Source organism: Kribbella jejuensis, assembly GCF_006715085.1.
GTDB lineage: Bacteria > Actinomycetota > Actinomycetes > Propionibacteriales > Kribbellaceae > Kribbella > Kribbella jejuensis.
The window spans coordinates 1,665,192-1,682,945 of record NZ_VFMM01000001.1; the positions used below are offsets into that span (position 1 = coordinate 1,665,192).

Below are 17,754 nucleotides of genomic sequence, written 5' to 3' on the forward strand. Positions count from 1 at the left end.
TCCCTCGCCGAGGCAACCAAAACAGTCTACCCACGACCGCGCCCAGACGGGAAATCCGTCGCCCACCGGCACTTTGCTCCACCTCCGCCCCCGTCCAGGTCACCCGTTTCCGGCCGTCGAGCCGCCGAGTCGTGGGAATGGGCGCGGAATCGCGGAGAATTCGCGCCTCTTCTCACGACTCGGCGAAGGGGGTAGTGCCATTCGCCACGACTCAGTGTCAGCTGAGCCGGGTCCAGACATCGCGGAGCGCGCGGGCCGCGGCACCCTCGAGGCCGGCGTCGTCGAGCGTCTCGGCCAGTTCGTCGAACTCCGGCCCCCAGCGCCAGGCGACAGCCCGGAGCTGATCGGGCAGGTTCGGGTCCTTCAGCGAGCCGCCGTCAGCGCGGGTCTGCTGGGCGACGAGCGCGGCTGTCACACCGTGCTTCTCGGCCAACTGGAACGCCAGGACGGCGAGCGCAGCCTTGCCCTTGTTGTAGAGCGCGTACGACGACTTCGCGGCACTGGCCGCACCCGGTTCCGCGCCGACGACCATCGGCGTCACCGCCGTACCGGCCCACAACGCCGCGACCTGGTCGGCCGCCGTACCGGACAGCATCAGATGCGTCGGACTCGGTCCACCGGTCGGCGGCGGTCCGACCACGCCGGCGTCGACGAACGTCGCATCGGGTACGGCGGACTGCGCCTCCCGCAGCGACGCCGGCGACAGCGGATTCGCCTCGACGTACAGGCCCGCGAACCCTTCCCGCCCGACCTGCTGCGCGATCTCGACGGCGCCTTGCGGGGCGCACGAACAGAGGACGACGTCGGCGTGGCGGACTGCCTCTGCGAACGGCGTACCGATCAGGCCCGCCTCATCGGCGCGTACCTTCGACGCCTCGCTGCGGCCGTCCGGGACCCAGTGCACCGCGTGCCCGGCGACCACCAGTTGAGCAGCGAGCTTGGACCCCATCGCACCGGGGTGGAACACCGCGATCCGCATCCGCCATCCGATCGTTCGATCCGGTCAGTCACCGCCAAACCTATGCCAGTGACGGCCCGCGCCGAACGGTTGCCAGCTCGCCCGATGCGGGTGCAGCGTGGAAGGAACAGCGGCTCTCAGGGGGAGGGTTCCATGAGCGAGAACGCGTTCGGGCGCCGCCAGGCGCTGCGGGGTGCGGGAATTGCGGCAGGAGGAGTAGCGGCGGCCGGTCTGGCGACCGCGGCGCCGGCGATGGCCGACGGAGGCCACGGCAACGGATTGCTCGGTAGCTGGATGTGTGTGCGGCAGGACACCGGGTCGTCCGACAAGATCCGGTTGGTGCTGAGTTTCGCGGGCGGCGGGGTGGTTCTGTCGCACGACATCAGCCCGGCGGGGCCGCCGTTCACCGGTACGTGGGCCGCGCAGGGGAAGTCGTTCCGGCTGACCATGTGGACCGGGGCGACCGGCAACCAAGGTCCGGGCTCGGTCGGTCCGACGATCCGGGTACGGGCGTGGGGCTCGGTGTCGCACGGCCGGCTCACCGCGAAGTACCAGGTCACCGTGTTCGCGCCGATGAGCGAAACCCAGGTCATCGACTCCGCCACCGGCACCGTGACCGGCCGCCGAATCAGCGCCTGACCGAGCGCCGGATCACCGCCTGACCAGCGGCCGGATCAGCGCCCGCCGGGCGCCGGGCCGACGCCTGCCGGGTGGTGCGGCCCGGCGTCGGGACCCCTCGGGATCGGCGCCGGGTGCCGGGCAACGGCGTACGACGCGCGTACGACGGCTCGCCCGGCGCACGCCGGCGTCCGGGGCTCCGTCGGCAAACCGTTCGGCGTCAGGCGCGGCCGTCGAAGAGGCTGGTGACCGAGCCGTCCTCGAAGACCTCGCGGATCGCCCGGCTGATCAGCGGCGCGATCGACAGCTCGGTGAGCTTGTCGAAGCGGCGCTCCTCGGCGATCGGCAGCGTGTTCGTGACGATCACCTCGCTGGCATGGCAGTTCTTCAGCCGGTCCACCGCGGGACCCGACAGGATCGCGTGCGTGGCCGCGATCACCACGTCCGCGGCACCGTCGTTGATCAGCGCGTCGGCGGCCTTGGTGATCGTCCCGGCGGTGTCGATCATGTCGTCGACCAGGATGCAGACCCGGCCCTTGACCTCACCGACGACCCGGTTCGCGACGGTCTCGTTCGGCCGGTCGATGTCGCGGGTCTTGTGGATGAACGCCAGCGGTGCACCGCCCAATCGAGCCGACCACTGCTCGGCGACCTTGATCCGGCCGGCGTCCGGCGAGACCACAGCGAGCTGCTGGTCGCCGTACTTCTCCGCGACGTACGAGCTCAGGATCGGCAGCGCCATCAAATGATCGACCGGACCGTCGAAGAAGCCCTGGATCTGTGAGGTGTGCAGGTCCACACAGATCAGCCGGTTCGCGCCCGCGGTCTTGAACAGGTCGGCCATCAGCCGGGCCGAGATCGGTTCGCGGCCGCGGTGCTTCTTGTCCTGCCGGGCGTACCCGTAGAACGGCAGCACCACGGTGATCCGCTTGGCCGACGCCCGCTTCAGCGCGTCGACCATGATCAGCTGCTCCATGATCCACTCGTTGATCGGCGAGGTGTGGCTCTGGATCACGAACGCGTCGCTGCCCCGGACCGACTCCTCGAACCGGACGTAGATCTCGCCGTTGGCGAAGTCGTACGCCTGGGTCGGCACCAGGCCCGACCCGAGCTCGGTGGCCACCTCCTCGGCGAGACCGGGATGCGCCCGGCCGGAGAAAACCATCAGGTTCTTCTCGGTGGTTCGTTTCATCCCGCTCATCGCCCGCGCCTCCCGTTGTCCTTCTCAGGCCTGCTGCTCGTCCGATTGGCCGGCCGGCTGCTGCTCCGGCTGCTCGGCCAGTGCCGCTTCCGCCGCCGCAGCGGTCTTGGTGCCGGCCCGCTTGCGCGCGACCCAGCCCTTGATGTTGCGCTGCCGCCCGCGGGCGACCGCGATCTCGCCGGGGCCGACGTCCTCGGTGAGCGCCGTACCGGCCGCCAGGTACGCGCCGTCGGCGATCGTCCGGGGCGCGACGATGACCGAGTTGCTGCCGATGAACGAGTACTTGCCGACGTGCGTGGGGTGCTTCGCGACGCCGTCGTAGTTCGCGAAGATCGTGCCGGCGCCGATGTTCGCGCCCTCGCCGATGGTCGCATCGCCGGCGTACGTCAGGTGCGGGACCTTGGCGCCGTCGCCGATGGTCGAGTTCTTGGTCTCGACGAAGGTGCCGATCTTGCCCTTCACGCCGAGCCGAGTGCCCGGGCGCAGGTAGGCGAACGGGCCGACGGACGCGCCGTCGCCGATCACCGCGAGCGAGCCGTGGGTGCGGATGATGGTCGCGTTCTCGCCGACCTCGACGTCGGTCAGCGTGGTGTCCGGGCCGATCGACGTACCGCTGCCGACCACGGTCGCGCCGTGCAGCTGGGTGTTCGGCAGCAGCGTGACGTCACGGGCCAGGTCGACGGTCTGGTCGACCCAGGTGGTGTTCGGGTCGACGATCGTGACGCCCTCGCGCATGTGCTTGAGGAGGGTGCGGCGGTTCAGCTCGGCGCGGAGCGTGGCGAGCTGGACGCGGTCGTTCACGCCCTCGGTCTGCATCGCGTCGTCGGTCACGTGCGAGCCGACCCGCTTGCCGTCGCTGCGGGCGATGCCGAGGACGTCGGTCAGGTACAGCTCGCCCTGCGCGTTGTCGGTGGTGAGGCGGCTGAGACCGTCACGGAGCGTAGCGGCTTCGAAGACGTAGATGCCGGCGTTGATCTCGGTGATCGCTCGCTGCTCCGGGGTCGCGTCCTTGTGCTCGACGATCGCGGCGACCGTACCGTCGGTGTCCTGCACGATCCGCCCGTAGCCGGTCGGGTCGGGGACCTTCGCGGTCAGCACCGTGACGGCGTTGCCGTCCTTGTCGTGCGCTGCGACCAGGTCGTGCAGCGTCTCCGCCTCGAGCAGCGGAACGTCACCGGATGTGACGATCACGGATCCGTCGAAGGTGTCCGGTACGGCGGTCAGACCGGCCCGTACGGCGTCGCCGGTACCCAGCTGCTGCTCCTGGACGGCGGTCCGGGCCTCCGGGTCGATCTGCTTCAGGTGCTCCTCGACCAGCTCCCGGCCGTTGCCGACCACGACCACGAGGTGTTCGGGGCTGAGCGCCCGGGCGGTGAGCACAGCGTGACCGACGAGACTGCGCCCGCCGATCTCGTGCAACACCTTCGGGGTCGCCGATTTCATCCGGGTTCCCAGACCGGCGGCCATGATGACGACCGCCGCGGGGCGATGGGAAGTCACGCGGTCTTCTCCTCGAGTTCCCTGCGAGTTCTTTCAACCAGTATCAGCACAGGCACCCGAAACAGCGCCCGCGCAAGCCTACTTGCTCCCCGGAACCACCACACGCCACCCCAGCCGAGAGCGATCTCACGCCCCCTCCCCCCGCACCCTGCCGCCCGCGGACGCGCGGCCGACGCGGCTGCACCTCGACGAGAGCGATCGGACGCACCTCGACCTGTGGGTCGAGGACTCGACGCAGGAGGCCGAGGTGGACCGGCAGATCGGCCTCGGCGCGGAACGGATCGAGTGGAACTACCCGCCGGACGCCGACTTCGTCGTCCTGAAGGCTCCCGACGGCACAGTCTTCTGCGTCATCTCCTGAGGAGCGCGGTGACCTCGGGGGTGTTGAAGAGCTTCGCCGTCAGCGGGACGTGGCTGTCACGGTCGTACGGGTCGTCGTCGTGCACGTTGGCGATGAGCAGCGAGTACGCGCAGCGGTAGACGAGCAGCTGTACGGCGTCGTACCCGAGCCGATCCGCGAACGCCGCGTCGTACGCCGCCTCGACCTCGCGGACCCGTGGTGACCACAGATCGATGACACTCGCCGCCGCGGCCGCCTCGAACACCGGGTCGCCCGCCATCGTAAGCAGCCCGAAATCGAGCAAGGTCACAGGCCGCAGGTCGTCGTCGACGAGGATGTTCCCGCTCGTCACGTCCCCGTGCACGAGCCGCGCGTCGGGCTCCTTCATGTCTTCGAGGAGCTTCAGCAGTGTGTCGACCTTCATCTCGAAGTCGTCGATGACGGGCGTGAGCTTCGCGGCGAAGCGCTCGGTACGCCGTCGTACCAGCCCGCTGATCGCGTCGGTCCACGACACGTTCCCGGCCCGGAACGGGTCGGTTTCGTCCAGTACCGCCAACCGCACGTCCGGCGGTTCCACGTGCGCGAGCGCCTCGACGACCTCGACCACACAGTCCCGGCTCCGCTCCCATCCCACCTCGCCGTACGGCGCCGCGACCTGGTACAACGGCCGGCCCGGCAACTCCTCCTCGACCGTCACCCAGTGCGTCCCCGGCCGGTGCAGCTCGGACATCCGCGGAGTCGCAAACGGCAGCCGCCCGTCGATCGCTGCGTAGAACTCCATCAACGTCCGGAGCTCGCGCTCCTGCGCGTGGAACCAGACCTTCGCGACCTTCCCCCCGCCGAGCCGGTACACGACCCCCTGCATCCCGATCGCCAACTCCTCCGGCTCGCGGTAGCCCAGCGCGTGCAGTTCTTCGGCGTACGACATGATCGCGACCCTACTGGCCCAGAACCCTTCAGCTGAACGGGTTTTTGTCGGTGGCCCCTGGCAGGCTCCGTGCATGGGTGAGTTCGTGGATGTCGGGGACGTGACGTTGTTCGTGCATGAGCTCGGACGACCTCGCGGGAGACCTTCCGTAGTGGTGATGCACGGTGGGCCGGATGTTGGGCATGGCTACCTCGTGCCCGGGTTCGAGCCGTTGGCGCGGGATCACCACGTGGTGATGTTCGACTTCCGCGGCTGTGGGCGAAGCAGTCGCGGGCTACTGGACGACCAGCTTCAACCGGAGTACGTCATCCGCGACACCCATCGGCTGATCTCGCGGTTAGGGCTCGGGGAGGTCGACCTGGTCGGGTTCTCCACTGGCGGGCGAGCTGCGATGCAGTTCGTCGACACACATCCGGAACAGGTACGGCGGCTGGTGCTCGCGTCGACGTCGGCGTACCCGTTGTCGGACTGCGAGCCGTACCTGGCCGACGGGCCCGAGTACCAACGCCGCCAACGGATCGAGGACGAGGCGAACGGGGCGCTGCGCAACTCGACGGTGTTCGTGTGGGACCTGGAGCGGGCGCCGAAGTACCTGCGACTGCTCGAGTCCCTGGACACCGATCTCGGCGACTGGTCTTTCGAGCGGGCGCAGCCGTGGTGCACCCGCGAGCCCGAGGACATTCTCCGCGACTTCGCCGGACCGATCCTCATTCTCCATGGTGAAAAGGACATGGGCTTCCCCGTCCAACTTGCCCGCCGGCTGCACGCCGCGGTCCCGAGCCGGTTGGAGGTGATCCCCGACACCGCCCACATGTGCCACTTCGAACAGCCCGAGATCTGGGCTGACCACATCCGCTCGTTCCTCGCCGCCTGAAATCGGGTGGCGCGGCGCCGTGGCGCCGTTGAGAATCAGCGGAACTTTGCGCTCTTTGTCAGGCCGTCCTGTGAGGCGGTGTGTGTCCCGCGAGGCACGAGAAGGAGATGGTTTTGGTGGGACGTTTCCGCCTGCCCAAAGGTCCGGTCAGATCGCTGGGCGCGGCCGGGCTGTTGAACAGTGTCGGTGATGGCGCGTTCGCGACGATCAGCGTGATCTACCTGGTGCAGTACGTCGGGTTGCCGGCTCACCAGGTCGCGGTGGGGTTGACGATCGCGGGCGCGGTCGCGCTGCTGGTCGGCGTACCGCTCGGGATGCTCGGAGATCGCGTCGGCCCGCGGCCGGTGTTCGTCGGGCTGTGCCTGGTCGAGGGGTGCGCGGTTCTCGCGTACGGCGTGGTCGGTGGCTGGTGGTCGTTCCTGGTTGTTGCTGTCCTTGCGGCGACTGCGACGCGGGCGACCGCTGGTGTGCGGAACGGGTTCATCGCGCACCTGACGACAGGTGCCGAACGGCTGAGGACCCGTGCGTTCCTGCGGTCGGTGAACAACACCGGCACCGCGATCGGCGCGGCGCTCGGAGGGATTGCGCTGCTCGGATCCTCGGAAGCGCTGCTGCGGCTGCTGTTGGCCGGGGACGCACTGACGTTCGCGATCGTGGCGATCGTGGTTGGGCGGATCCCGTATCGCCGGAGTCGGTCGGGTTCGGTTTCGGGAGGGCTGCGGTTGGTTGTCGGCAACTGGCCGTTCCTCGCCGCGAGCCTGTCGCAAGGGCTGCTGTCGATCAACTGCACGCTCCTGACCGTCGCGCTTCCGCTGTGGATCGTCACGCGGGCCATCGTTCCGAACGAGACGATCAGCTTGCTGGTCGGCGGTTCCACCGTGCTCGGCATTCTGCTGCAGGTGCCGGTGAGCGGCCTCGCGGACAGCCCGCGCGGAGCGGTACGCAGTACGGCTGCTGCTGGCGTACTGGCCGCGGCGGCTTGCCTGATCTACATGACGTCCGCGGGCGCAGGTCGTACGGCGGCGTTGGTGCTGCTGTGCGTGGGAAGCGCCGTACGGCTGTTCGGCGAACTGCTGCAGACGTCGGGTGGATGGTCGATGTCGTTCTCAGCGCCACCGCCGGGTCGTGAATGCACCTATCAGGCCGTCTACTCCAGCGCATTCACGGTGGCCACCGCCCTCGGCCCCTTACTCGCCGGCTGGATCGCCTCTGAACCCGACGGCCGCGGCTGGCTGACCGCCGCCGTCCTCTTCGCCGTACTCGGCCCCCTCGCCGCTGGTGCCAGCGCAGCGGTCTTCCGCGACCGGGCAGTCACGTAGGCTCCGATCCGTGCTGGAGACGCGCCTCGACCTGGACCGGATTCGTGCGGCTCGACAGGTGATCGATCCGGTGTTCCTGGACACCCCGTTGTACCGGTGCGAGGCGCTGGAGCCGTTGCTCGGATGTTCGGTGAACATCAAGCTCGAAACCGCCAATCCGGTCCGCAGCTTCAAGGGCCGCGGCACCGAGGTCGTCGCGGATCACCTGGTCCGCAGCGATTCACGCGCCGTGGTGTGTGCGAGCGCCGGCAACCTTGGCCAGGCGCTGGCGTGGTCAGGCCGGCGCCGCAACCTCGACGTCACCGTCGTTGCCTCCCGCTTCGCGACCCCCGCCAAACTCGACCGCATCCGCGCCCTCGGCGCCACCTTGGAACTGGTCGACGGCGACCACGAGCTGGCCCGCGACCGAGCCGCAGAAATCGCCCACCACCAGGGCATCCGCCTCCTCGAGGACAGCCTCGACCTGGAAACCTGCGAAGGCGCCGCCACCATCGCCCTGGAACTCGTCGGCTCCCTCGAACCGAACGCCGCCGTACTGATCGCGCTCGGAGGTGGAGCAATGGCGACGGGCATCGGTTATGTCCTGAAGATGCTGGCCCCGGATGTCGAGGTGATCTGCGTACAACCGCACGGCGCGCCCGCCCTCACCCTCTCGTGGCACCAACGCCGCGTCGTCACCACCGAAACCACCAACACGATCGCCGACGGCGTAGCCGGCCGCCGCCCCATCCCCGAGGTCCTCAACGACCTCCTGCTAGTCGCCGACGACGCCGTACTCGTCGAAGAATCGTCGATCCTCAAGGCCATCCGCCTACTCCACGACCAAGCCGGCCTGATCACCGAACCCTCCGCCGCCCTAGGCATCGCCGCAGTCCTCGAGTCCCCCACCCGCTTCACCAACCGCCCCATCACCACCATCATCTGCGGCAGCAACGTGGACCAGTCCAAGTACCGCAACTGGCTCACCGCCTGATGTGAACGAGCCGCCACAACCACAGGTACGAGTAGGTCGTCACGTGCGACGGCGGCTTCCCCATCCGCGGTGCCAGTACTCGGCATCCTTGGAGCCGACCCGGACGATCGCATCGGGCGCAGGTACAGCCGGCCACAGCTCGACGAGATACCAATCGAGTACTCCGTCTGCGGACCCGGCGTCGCGTCCGGCGTCCCGGCCGCGGGCGCTCACCCGAACCCGATAGCTTCCAGGCGCCACTCCGGGGAGTATGCCGCCCATCCCGGCCCATGACGACCAACCGACCTCAGCCCCGGGCGGTACGACGATCGAGACCTCGACGACGTCTTCCCACACCGCGTCCGCGTCCTCCGGAACCGCATCCAACAACACGATCCGCACCGCGGAACCCCCGGATCTCCGCGCGAAATGCAGAGAGATCCCGACCCCGGACGCGGCCCCGACGAGACCGTTCGACTGCCCGGCAAACCACCTGTCCGCATCTCCGTCGAACCCGAACTCCCCCCACCCCACGTCGAACTGCCCGTAATCGGTCTTAACCACGCGATCCATCAGCACACGTCCCACCCTCGGCACCGTACGCCGATCAGCCCACCACGGCCGGGAATCCACCACACTTGGTCCGTGGGTATTGCTGCGTACGTGCTCGTGCTGCTGGTTGCGGTGGTGCTGAGCGCACAGCTACTACTCCTCACCGCACGACGCCGACCCCTCAACAGCCGCCTGCGCGACCTCGCCACAGGAGGCGACTCGTTCACGCTCCTACTCGCTGGCCTACTCACCCTCGGCGCGATCGGAGCCTTCGTCGGGAGCCTCGCGGGCACTCCCGCGACTGGCGCATCCGTAGGCCTACTCGCCGCCTTCCTGAGCTGGACAGTCGCAGTAGTCCGAGCTCACCGCCGCCCTCAACCACCGGCGCGCCACCGATGATCAGCACGAGTACGACGCTGCTCGGCCTCTCTCAAGCGTTCTGGTTCGCGGCCCTGGTGCTCCTCGCCGTACGCCGAGCCGTCCGCCCCCGCGCCCTCGTGACCTCCGCCCTGGGCCTACTCATCTCCGTCGTCATCTCTACCACCGCCACCCCACCCGCAATCGCAGTCCCACTCGGCGTCACGGTAGGCACCGCCATCGCCGTAATCTTGTCCCTCGCCACTCGCCACGCGATTACCTTCACCTGGTCCCCCAACACCAAGTACTACGCCGACAACCACCCCACCCCAGCCGAAAACCCCCTCCTCGCAGCAACTGCCCTGTACTTCTGCATCGGCGCACTCCTCCTGGCACTCACCTAGCCCACGACGAATCACGCTCTCCGTCCCCCGCGACGAGAGCGCCTCAGGAGTTGCCGCACCACCAGAAGGCGAAACGATCCACCTCCCGACTGTCGACGGTTCCGTCGACCTGTACGCCGATCCCGCCGGCCTCCGCGACCTAGCCCGCTGGTGCCTGTCCCTGTCCGACCCGCCCGTACCCGCTAGAACCCACATCCATCTGGCCGCTGTGCGCCCCGAGCGGGCAATAGGATGGCGGTTTCCGGTTGGGTGATGGGGAGATATGGCACCTGAAGTCGTTGCCGCCATTGTCGGGGCGTTGGCGTTGCTGGTTACGACCTGGCTTCAGGTGCGGCGGGGTGATGCGGGGCGCAATAGTCAGTTGAAGGCGGATGCGGAACTGCTCCGGTTGCTGCCCGAGGACAGTACGGCGCGCCCGCTGCTGCTGTCGCACGTGGACAAACGCATCCGAGCAATGGTCGACGGCCAGCGGATCGAGCGGCGCGACCCGACCGGCATCGCGATGGGGGTGTCCTTGCTGATCATGAGCGCTGCCCTGGGTGTGGTGTCGGCCAACAACGGTGGCTGGTGGTGGGCGCTCCTGGTACTTGCCACACCACTCGCCCTGTTCGGCGTCATCCTCCTGGTCAGCGGCGCCGAACGCGTAGAACGCGACGCCGGCGGCCGCCCCGTCACCCGCCAACCAAACACACCCCACCAGAACTAGCCGCGTCGACCAGCACCCGCCGCAGATCCCAAAGCCCAGTCGTCGGGCGCTCCCGGTCCCGCCTAGCCTGCGCCCATCTCCGCGTTCCGCTGGGTGTTGAGGACTGCATCAGATGCGAAAGCCGGGCGTCGGACTTCGCCGAGGCGATTGACTTGCTCAGTTCCGGCACCACTTGGCCGTCAGCGAAGCCGGTACAGCTGCGCCGCGCGGGCCGAGGCGAGCAGACCGACGGCGGCGGTGACCAACAGCAGGAGAACTCCCCAGCCGACGGCCCATGAGATCAACCCGGCCGACGCGACCGTGTGGAAGAGGTCACCGTCGAACAACCCGGACAGGAAGCTGATCAGGCAGAACACGCTGAGCACGACAGCGGCGACCAGGCCGACCGGAGGCCGGGCGTTGCGTGCCGCCAACCAGGCCAGGACGAGTTGCGCTGCCCCGATCGGCAGCGGAACTGTGGATTTCGCATTGAACCCCCAGGCCTCGTCCCCAGTGTTGACACCCGAGGCGACGACGAAACCACCGATCACGTCGCAGACGATCAACACCAGCATCGAGAGAATAAGAGCGCGCCCGGAAGCCACCGCCGGCATCGCCCGAAATCGATGGAAGGCTCGAGGTTCATCCGGACCCGGCCGTCCGCGCATGGACAGAGCATGGCACCACAACTGCTCATCCGCATGTACGTGCGCCGTTCAGGCGGTCGGCGGGCTGTGTACGTGATCGTGCTGGTGGTTGCGGTTGTGGTGAGTGCGCGGGTGGTGCTTCTGCCGGAATCGCGGCCGCTCGATCACCGACTGCGCGACCTCGGCAGAGAGCGTGACTTGTTCGGGATTCTCGTCACAGGTCTTCTCACGCTCGGCGCCGCCTGCGCGCTCGGGGGCCGGCTCGCGGGCACTCCAGTGGTCGGCACGAGTATGGCGCTGCTCGGCGTCTCCCAAGAGCTCTGGTTCGCCGCACTCGCGGTCTCGCCGTACGCCGAGCCCTTCGTACACGCGCCTCCTAACTCCCAATCATGGAAACCGATTCGGGTCTGGCAATCGGTGATGTTCTGTGCGCAGGGTCAGTTGTGAAGACAGAACTTTCAGCGATGTACGAACGGCGTGCCAGTTGGCCGCTCACCGCCGCCGCGGTCGTGTTCCTGGTGGTCTATGCATGGCCGATCCTGCAGCCCGATCTGCCGGCCGGGGTGGTTCGCGCCTGTTCGATCGTCAACGTCGCGATCTGGATCATCTTCGGCGTTGACTACCTCGTCCGCCTGGCGCTTGCGCCCAACAAGCTGCGGTTCATTCGTGGCCATGTCCTCGACATACTGGTTCTCGCCCTGCCGCTGTTGCGGCCGCTGCGAGCCGTCCGAGCTACAACGGCCCTAGCGCGACTAGGACGAGCTGCGGTCACTTTGCGGGGTCAGACCATCGCGTACGTCGTCGGCGCCGTCAGCCTCCTCGGCTTCGTTGCGGCTGTAGCGGTTCTCGACGCCGAACGCAGCAGCGCGGACGCCAACATCAAGTCCTTCGGTGACGCTGCCTGGTGGGCCGCCACTACGATCACCACGGTCGGCTACGGCGACCGCTTCCCGACGACGGCAGAAGGCAAATGGGTCGGCGCCGCGCTGATGATCGGCGGCATCGCGCTGGCGGGGACCATCACGGCCGCACTGGCGTCATGGTTCGTCGAACACATCGGCGACGTCGAACGGGCGGACGCGAAACCCAGCACCAGCTCGAAACCCTGACCGCCGAACTCCGCGCTCTCCGCTCGGAACTCACCGCCGGACACAGCAATGCCAACCCGCCACAACCGCCGCATTCATGAACTTCCGCGCCAGGCAATCCGTTGGCAGGCAGCCTCGCCCCAAGGCGTCTAGGATGCGGGCATGTCGTCCGAGTCGCAGATCTTTCGCTCGCGTGCAGCGATCATGGCCCAGTTCTGGCGGGCGTTCGCTGTGGCATCTGCGGCGACGGCGGGCGCGGCTGGGCTCGGTCTTCTCATCGGCGCGGTGCCGGGTTGGCTCAGGTGGCCGACGCGCTTGGTGGCTCTCGCATCACTCGTCCTCTGCCTGATCAGGTGGTCCGACGCCGCGGAGTACCTCGCAAAGGCAAAGGGCATCTACCACCCCATGTACGGCGTCCTCGGCCCGCTCGGGCTGCTCATGGTCGTGCTCACCAGGTCGACGAACAAGTCCTGACCCCGGCAAACGCCCGTTCAGAGCCGGGGTGTGGTTGGCTCCCCCGCCAGCGGTCAGCCGCCAGGTAGCCGGCGACGTCTACAGCCGTCCACGGTTCTTGATAGCAAACCCGTTAGCAATGATGGTCAGCTCTGGCGACGTCTCGCTCACTCGGCGGCTGGTCCGTGATCGCCAAGTCGAGCTGCACGATCCTGTGCCCGTGCGACCCGAATCAGCCACAAGCCGAGGGTGGGCACGGTCAGGATGCCGATGGCAGCAACAATGCGGATGGGCCACTCTGACCTGACGGTCAGCACCCAGACCAGAGCGATCACTACGGCCAGTCCTCCACTGCCAAAGAGGAGTGCACTGGCTATGACGCGCGACCTTGTCCAGGGAGTCGGCCTAAGTGGAGTCCGCGCCATCTTGTAGAGGACAGCCCCGTTGGCGATTGCCAAAGCCATGGGCCAGAGCGCCGCCCGCGGATCATCGGTCACGACGAGACCGATGGCTACGACGACGAGACCGAGAACCGCAACCCCGAGCAGGACCTGTGGGCTCTTCACGGACGAATGGTAAGCGTCCGACTGGACGACAGAGCGGCTGCGTAGCTCGCGCAGCCACCTCAGCCGTGACCACCGTCTGAGGCGGAGAGAGCCGCAGGGGTGCCAGCGGAACGAGCAGCCGACGAGCCCCGCGAGCCTGCAGGCGAGCGAAGCGAGCAGCTCCGCGCAGCGGAAAGACCCGGCGCCAGCCGGGAGGTCCGCGCAGCGGAAACAGCCGGCGGCAGCCGGGAGGTCCGCGCAGCGGGAAAGGCGGCGTTGAGCCCGGGGGTGGGTGGGGGTCGTGGAGCGGGCGCGGTGAGGAGAGGAGCGACGAACGTAGCGGCTGCGTAGCGAGCGGGGGTCGTCTGTGTCCCAGAGCGTGGGGTCGCGTGGACCCCATACCCGGTCTGTTGAGCTCCCCCGCCAGGTTTCGATCCTGGTCTTCGAGATTCAAAGTCTCGCGGGCTGCCGATTACCCCACGGGGGATCGTGGTTGCCGGGACAGTTTGCCATGAGTGGGGTGGATGACACGCTCAGGGGTTCCAACCTACGGGTCCGTAGGTTACGGTGGCGTAGGTAAGGACCGCTGAACGAGGGAAGAACAGCTATGACTCCACCCACCGCGACCCTGCCGGACGCGCCCACCCGTACCGCGCCGGTCGACGACGTCGATACCGGAACGCTGGGTGGTGAGCAGAAGCGGCCCTGGGAGCAGGTGGCGCTGGCGTTGTTCATCGGGATCCCGTTCCTGGCCGTGCTGGCGGCCGTGCCGATCGCCTGGGGTGGGCTGCTCGGCTGGCGGGACGTCGTACTGGCGGTCGTCTTCTACACGATCGCCGGCCACGGGATCTCGATCGGTTTCCACCGGCTGTTCACGCACAAGTCGTTCAAGCCGAACCGGGCGCTGAAGATCGCGCTCGCGGTCGCCGGTTCGCTGGCGATCGAGGGGCCGGTGATCCGCTGGGTGGCGGACCACCGCAAGCACCACAAGTTCTCCGACCGCGACGGCGACCCGCACAGCCCGTGGAAGTACGGGAACACGCTGGGCGCGCTCACCAAGGGTTTCTTCCACGCGCACGTCGGCTGGTTGTTCGACACCGAGCAGACCCCCCAGCGGCAGTACGCGCCGGACCTGCTGCGGGACAAGGACATCATCAAGGTGTCGCGCATGTTCCCGCTGCTGGTCGCCGTGAGCATGCTCGCGCCGGCCGTCATCGGCGGCCTCTGGTCCTGGTCCTGGACTGGCGCCCTGACTGCATTCTTCTGGGCGAGCCTGGTCCGGATCGCGCTGCTGCACCACGTCACCTGGTCGATCAACTCGATCTGCCACACGATCGGCGACCGGCCCTTCAAGAGCCGTGACAAGTCCGGCAACGTCTGGTGGCTGGCCATCCTCAGCCAGGGCGAGTCGTGGCACAACCTCCACCACTCCGACCCGACCTGCGCGCGGCACGGCGTACTGAAGGGCCAGCTCGACACCTCCGCCCGGTGCATCTGGTTCTTCGAGAAGCGCGGCTGGGCGAGCGATGTCCGCTGGCCGGTGCGCGAGCGGCTCGAAGCCCGCCGTACCGACGCCACCCCACGTACCCTCAAAGCGGCCTGACCGGTAAAACTCCCACCGGCAACAGACGAAGTACGGCATGATGCTGACGTGATCACGACGTGACGGAACCCAAACCGCGGCGATCCGGCCGGATCCGGATGACCAGTGCCGAACGTCGCGAGCAACTCATCACCATCGCCCGCGGGCTGTTCGCGCAGAAGGGATACGAAGCCACCTCAGTGGAGGAGATCGCGCATCGCGCCGAGGTCTCCAAGCCGGTCGTCTACGAACACTTCGGCGGCAAGGAAGGCTTGTACGCCGTCGTCGTCGATCGCGAGGTCCGCGCGCTGCTGGACGGCGTCACCGGCGCCCTGACGGCGGGCCGTGCGCACGAGCTCGTCGAGCAGGCGGCGCTCGCGCTGCTCGACTACATCGAGAACAACGCCGACGGTTTCCGGATCCTGGTCCGGGACTCGCCGGTCGGGTCGGCGACCGGTTCGTTCATCTCGATCCTCAGCGACGTCGCGACCCGGGTCGAGCACATCCTGGCCGAGGAGTTCAAGCGCCGCGGCCTGGAGCCACGGAACGCCCCGATGTACGCGCAGATGCTGGTCGGCATGGTGGCACTCACCGGCCAGTGGTGGCTGGACGCCCGCAAACCGAAGAAGCCTGACGTCGCCGCCCACCTGGTCAACCTCGCCTGGAACGGCCTCTCCGGCCTCGAGGCCAAACCGACACTGTCGACCAGACCGCACAAGTAGCCAGGAGTCGTACGCCGACATCAGCCCGCGGCATGACCCCCGACGGCGCGCCGGCCCGTACGCTGGCGGGCATGACGGGGATGTTGACCGCGCGGCCGCTGCCTGCCCGGAGCAAGGCGTTCGACCTGCTGCTGGCCGGCGGTCTCTGCATGGTGTTCGGGTTCCTGTCGCTGGCCCAGGCACATTTCGGCGGTCTGCTCACGTTCGGCATGCTGGTCCCGCTGATCTGGCGGCGGACCCACCCGGAACTCGTGTTCTTCGCGGTCTGCTCGGTCGCCATCCTGCAGTGGCTCGTCGGCGTCGAACTGCAGCCCGGCAACGTCGGCCTGCTCGTCGCCCTCTACGCGATCACGGTGTACGGCGACGTGCGCCTGAGCCGGATCGCCCTCGGTATCGGCGGCCTCGGCGTACTGATGGCCGTCTCGCGCTACTGGGCCAACTCGGACTGGAAGCAACAGGTCACGACGATGGGCGGGCTGGCCGCGCTCGTCTTCGGCGTCTGGGCCTTCGGCGAGCGCCGCCGGACCCGTGGCCTGTACGTCGCTCAGCTCGAGGAGCGGGCCGCCCAGCTCGAACGCGACCGCGACCGCGAGTCGAAACTCGCCGTCAGCAACGAACGGACCCGGATCGCGCGCGAGATCCACGACGTGGTCGCGCACGGCCTGTCGATCATGATCGTCCAGGCCGACGGCGGGCTGTACGCCGCGGACCAGTCGCCCGAGGCGGCGAAGAAGGCGCTCGCGACGATCGGCGACACCGGCCGTGCGAGCCTGACCGAGATGCGCAAGATGCTCGGCCTGCTCAAACAGGACGAGCAGTCCGACCTCGGCCCGCACCAGGCCCGCCCGCAGCCGGGCGTCTCCAGTCTCCCGGAGCTGATCGAGAACGTCCGCGACGCGGGTCTCGCCGTCGAGTACACGGTCACCGGTCAGCCCCGCGAGTTGCCCGCGCTGCTCGGGCTCACGGCGTACCGGATCGTCCAGGAGGGGCTGACCAACACGCTGAAACACGCCGGGCCGGGAGCGCGTACCTCCGTCACGCTGGACTTCGGGCGCGAGATGCTGACGGTGGTGGTCACCGACGACGGCCGCGGGGCCGGGGTCGCGCCGAGTACGGATCCCGGTCACGGTCTGGTCGGGATGCGGCAGCGCGTCTCGGTCTCGGGCGGTACGGTGAGCGCCGGACCGAAGGCCGGCGGCGGTTACGAGGTGATCGCCCGGCTGCCGTACAACCTGCCCACCGGAGGGTTAGTGAGCGAGCGAAGCGAGTGAGCCATCAAGACAGCTCAGCTCCCTGTCACGCCGGAACCGAGCGAAGCGAGGTGGAGGCGTGACAGACGACGTCATCCGCGTGTTTCTTGTCGACGACCAGGAACTCGTGCGAGCGGGATTCACGATGCTGGTCGATTCGCAGGCCGACATGCGGGTGGTCGGGCAGGCGGGCGACGGCGGCGAGGCGGTCGAGAAGATCCAGGTGACCGCCTGCGACGTCGTGCTGATGGACGTCCGGATGCCGCGGCTGGACGGTGTCGAGGCGACCAGGCAACTACAGTCGTTGCCCCAGGCACCCAAGGTGATCGTGCTCACCACCTTCGACCTCGACGAGTACGCGTTCGCCGCGATCAAGGCCGGCGCGGCGGGATTCCTGCTCAAGAACACCCCACCGGCCGATCTGCTCAACGCGATCCGCCAGGTGTACTCCGGCGACGCCGTCGTCTCCCCCAGTACGACGAAACGCCTGCTGGAGCACTTCGCCGGGGCGCTCCCGGACGCGGCCACCGAGCGGCCGGACCTCAAGGACCTGACGGCCCGCGAGCGCGAGGTCCTGATCGAGGTCGCCCGCGGCCTGTCGAACACCGAGATCGCCAAGCTCTTCACGTTGTCCGAGGCAACCGTCAAGACGCACATCGGCCGGATCCTGGCCAAGACCGGCCTCCGCGACCGGGTCGCCCTGGTCGTCCTCGGGTACGAGACCGGCCTGGTCAAACCGCACAAGTAATACCCAGGTCGTACCCGGAGTCCAGTCTGCG

At 68.2% G+C, this 17,754-nt stretch carries 23 protein-coding genes and 1 tRNA gene; 16 read left to right on the top strand and 8 right to left on the bottom strand.

Annotated features, from left to right (window positions below):
- Positions 1-217 precede the first annotated feature (217 nt).
- A complete protein-coding gene (locus FB475_RS08125; RefSeq protein WP_141854003.1) occupies positions 218-979 on the bottom strand; it encodes a DUF1932 domain-containing protein in 762 nt (253 codons plus the stop codon).
- 132 nt (positions 980-1,111) lie between these two features.
- Here FB475_RS08125 and FB475_RS08130 point away from each other — a divergent pair, with 132 nt between their 5' ends.
- Positions 1,112-1,597 (top strand): hypothetical protein, encoded by a 486-nt coding sequence (locus FB475_RS08130; RefSeq protein ID WP_141854005.1) that lies wholly within the window; start codon positions 1,112-1,114, stop codon positions 1,595-1,597.
- Between the two features lie 199 nt (positions 1,598-1,796).
- On the opposite strand, the gene FB475_RS08135 is transcribed toward FB475_RS08130, so the two are convergent.
- The gene (locus tag FB475_RS08135; protein ID WP_141854007.1) at positions 1,797-2,777 is read right to left on the bottom strand and encodes a ribose-phosphate diphosphokinase; all 981 of its coding nucleotides are present in this window, start codon (positions 2,775-2,777) and stop codon (positions 1,797-1,799) included.
- 24 nt (positions 2,778-2,801) lie between these two features.
- Positions 2,802-4,277 (bottom strand): bifunctional UDP-N-acetylglucosamine diphosphorylase/glucosamine-1-phosphate N-acetyltransferase GlmU, encoded by a 1,476-nt coding sequence (glmU, locus tag FB475_RS08140; RefSeq protein WP_141854009.1) that lies wholly within the window; start codon positions 4,275-4,277, stop codon positions 2,802-2,804.
- On the opposite strand from glmU, the gene FB475_RS36680 reads away from it, so the two are divergent.
- The gene (locus FB475_RS36680; RefSeq protein ID WP_185759333.1) at positions 4,246-4,638 is read left to right on the top strand and encodes a VOC family protein; all 393 of its coding nucleotides are present in this window, start codon (positions 4,246-4,248) and stop codon (positions 4,636-4,638) included. The two genes, glmU and FB475_RS36680, sit on opposite strands and share 32 nt — an antisense overlap.
- On the opposite strand, the gene FB475_RS08145 is transcribed toward FB475_RS36680, so the two are convergent.
- Positions 4,628-5,545 carry a phosphotransferase family protein gene (locus FB475_RS08145; RefSeq protein ID WP_185759141.1) on the bottom strand — a complete coding sequence of 306 codons (918 nt, stop codon included), beginning with the start codon at positions 5,543-5,545 and terminating at the stop codon, positions 4,628-4,630. The genes FB475_RS36680 and FB475_RS08145 overlap by 11 nt on opposite strands.
- Positions 5,546-5,618: 73 nt before the next feature.
- Between FB475_RS08145 and FB475_RS08150 the strand changes: the two genes are divergently transcribed.
- From FB475_RS08150 to FB475_RS08160, 3 genes are all read left to right on the top strand, one after another.
- On the top strand, positions 5,619-6,419 hold the full coding sequence (locus tag FB475_RS08150) for an alpha/beta fold hydrolase (protein WP_185759143.1): 801 nt from the start codon (positions 5,619-5,621) through the stop codon (positions 6,417-6,419).
- 116 nt (positions 6,420-6,535) lie between these two features.
- Positions 6,536-7,738 (top strand): MFS transporter, encoded by a 1,203-nt coding sequence (locus FB475_RS08155; RefSeq protein ID WP_185759145.1) that lies wholly within the window; start codon positions 6,536-6,538, stop codon positions 7,736-7,738.
- Between the two features lie 10 nt (positions 7,739-7,748).
- Complete coding sequence (locus tag FB475_RS08160; protein WP_141854017.1) at positions 7,749-8,711, top strand: threonine ammonia-lyase; 963 nt, start codon at positions 7,749-7,751, stop codon at positions 8,709-8,711.
- Between the two features lie 39 nt (positions 8,712-8,750).
- On the opposite strand, the gene FB475_RS08165 is transcribed toward FB475_RS08160, so the two are convergent.
- The gene (locus FB475_RS08165) at positions 8,751-9,263 is read right to left on the bottom strand and encodes a hypothetical protein (protein ID WP_141854019.1); all 513 of its coding nucleotides are present in this window, start codon (positions 9,261-9,263) and stop codon (positions 8,751-8,753) included.
- A gap of 72 nt (positions 9,264-9,335) precedes the next feature.
- On the opposite strand from FB475_RS08165, the gene FB475_RS08170 reads away from it, so the two are divergent.
- The 4 genes from FB475_RS08170 (at position 9,336) to FB475_RS08180 (ending at position 10,709) form a co-directional block, all read left to right on the top strand.
- Positions 9,336-9,641: a hypothetical protein gene (locus tag FB475_RS08170; RefSeq protein WP_141854021.1), complete on the top strand. Its 306-nt coding sequence runs from the start codon at positions 9,336-9,338 to the stop codon at positions 9,639-9,641.
- Positions 9,638-10,003 carry a hypothetical protein gene (locus FB475_RS08175; protein ID WP_141854023.1) on the top strand — a complete coding sequence of 122 codons (366 nt, stop codon included), beginning with the start codon at positions 9,638-9,640 and terminating at the stop codon, positions 10,001-10,003. The genes FB475_RS08170 and FB475_RS08175 overlap by 4 nt, the downstream gene beginning before the upstream one ends.
- 109 nt (positions 10,004-10,112) lie before the next feature.
- Entirely contained in the window at positions 10,113-10,256 is a 144-nt protein-coding gene (locus FB475_RS38345) for an Imm32 family immunity protein (RefSeq protein WP_420359221.1), read from the top strand.
- A gap of 9 nt (positions 10,257-10,265) precedes the next feature.
- Entirely contained in the window at positions 10,266-10,709 is a 444-nt protein-coding gene (locus FB475_RS08180; RefSeq protein WP_141854025.1) for a MerC domain-containing protein, read from the top strand.
- 179 nt (positions 10,710-10,888) lie between these two features.
- Here FB475_RS08180 and FB475_RS08185 read toward each other — a convergent pair whose 3' ends face one another.
- Entirely contained in the window at positions 10,889-11,263 is a 375-nt protein-coding gene (locus FB475_RS08185; RefSeq protein WP_141854027.1) for a hypothetical protein, read from the bottom strand.
- A gap of 102 nt (positions 11,264-11,365) precedes the next feature.
- Here FB475_RS08185 and FB475_RS08190 point away from each other — a divergent pair, with 102 nt between their 5' ends.
- The 3 genes from FB475_RS08190 to FB475_RS08200 all read left to right on the top strand — a co-directional run bounded on the left by FB475_RS08190 (position 11,366) and on the right by FB475_RS08200 (position 12,897).
- On the top strand, positions 11,366-11,782 hold the full coding sequence (locus FB475_RS08190; protein ID WP_141854028.1) for a hypothetical protein: 417 nt from the start codon (positions 11,366-11,368) through the stop codon (positions 11,780-11,782).
- Positions 11,725-12,444, top strand: a complete 720-nt coding sequence (locus FB475_RS08195; protein ID WP_202878284.1) for a potassium channel family protein — start codon at positions 11,725-11,727, stop codon at positions 12,442-12,444. Before FB475_RS08190 ends, FB475_RS08195 begins: the two co-directional genes overlap by 58 nt.
- Before the next feature lie 141 nt (positions 12,445-12,585).
- Entirely contained in the window at positions 12,586-12,897 is a 312-nt protein-coding gene (locus FB475_RS08200) for a hypothetical protein (protein ID WP_141854030.1), read from the top strand.
- Positions 12,898-13,043: 146 nt separating this feature from the next.
- On the opposite strand, the gene FB475_RS08205 is transcribed toward FB475_RS08200, so the two are convergent.
- Together FB475_RS08205 and FB475_RS36685 are read right to left on the bottom strand one after the other, a co-directional pair.
- Entirely contained in the window at positions 13,044-13,442 is a 399-nt protein-coding gene (locus tag FB475_RS08205) for a hypothetical protein (RefSeq protein ID WP_141854032.1), read from the bottom strand.
- Positions 13,443-13,836: 394 nt separating this feature from the next.
- A tRNA-Gln gene (locus FB475_RS36685) sits at positions 13,837-13,908 on the bottom strand.
- Positions 13,909-14,028: 120 nt separating this feature from the next.
- On the opposite strand from FB475_RS36685, the gene FB475_RS08210 reads away from it, so the two are divergent.
- The 4 genes from FB475_RS08210 (at position 14,029) to FB475_RS08225 (ending at position 17,723) form a co-directional block, all read left to right on the top strand.
- The gene (locus FB475_RS08210) at positions 14,029-15,024 is read left to right on the top strand and encodes an acyl-CoA desaturase (RefSeq protein ID WP_141854034.1); all 996 of its coding nucleotides are present in this window, start codon (positions 14,029-14,031) and stop codon (positions 15,022-15,024) included.
- A gap of 59 nt (positions 15,025-15,083) precedes the next feature.
- On the top strand, positions 15,084-15,725 hold the full coding sequence (locus FB475_RS08215) for a TetR/AcrR family transcriptional regulator (protein WP_141854036.1): 642 nt from the start codon (positions 15,084-15,086) through the stop codon (positions 15,723-15,725).
- Positions 15,726-15,796: 71 nt separating this feature from the next.
- Positions 15,797-16,996, top strand: coding sequence for a sensor histidine kinase (locus FB475_RS08220; protein ID WP_238332028.1), 1,200 nt, complete (start codon positions 15,797-15,799; stop codon positions 16,994-16,996).
- Between the two features lie 58 nt (positions 16,997-17,054).
- Positions 17,055-17,723, top strand: a complete 669-nt coding sequence (locus tag FB475_RS08225) for a response regulator transcription factor (RefSeq protein ID WP_141854040.1) — start codon at positions 17,055-17,057, stop codon at positions 17,721-17,723.
- Positions 17,724-17,754 lie beyond the last annotated feature (31 nt).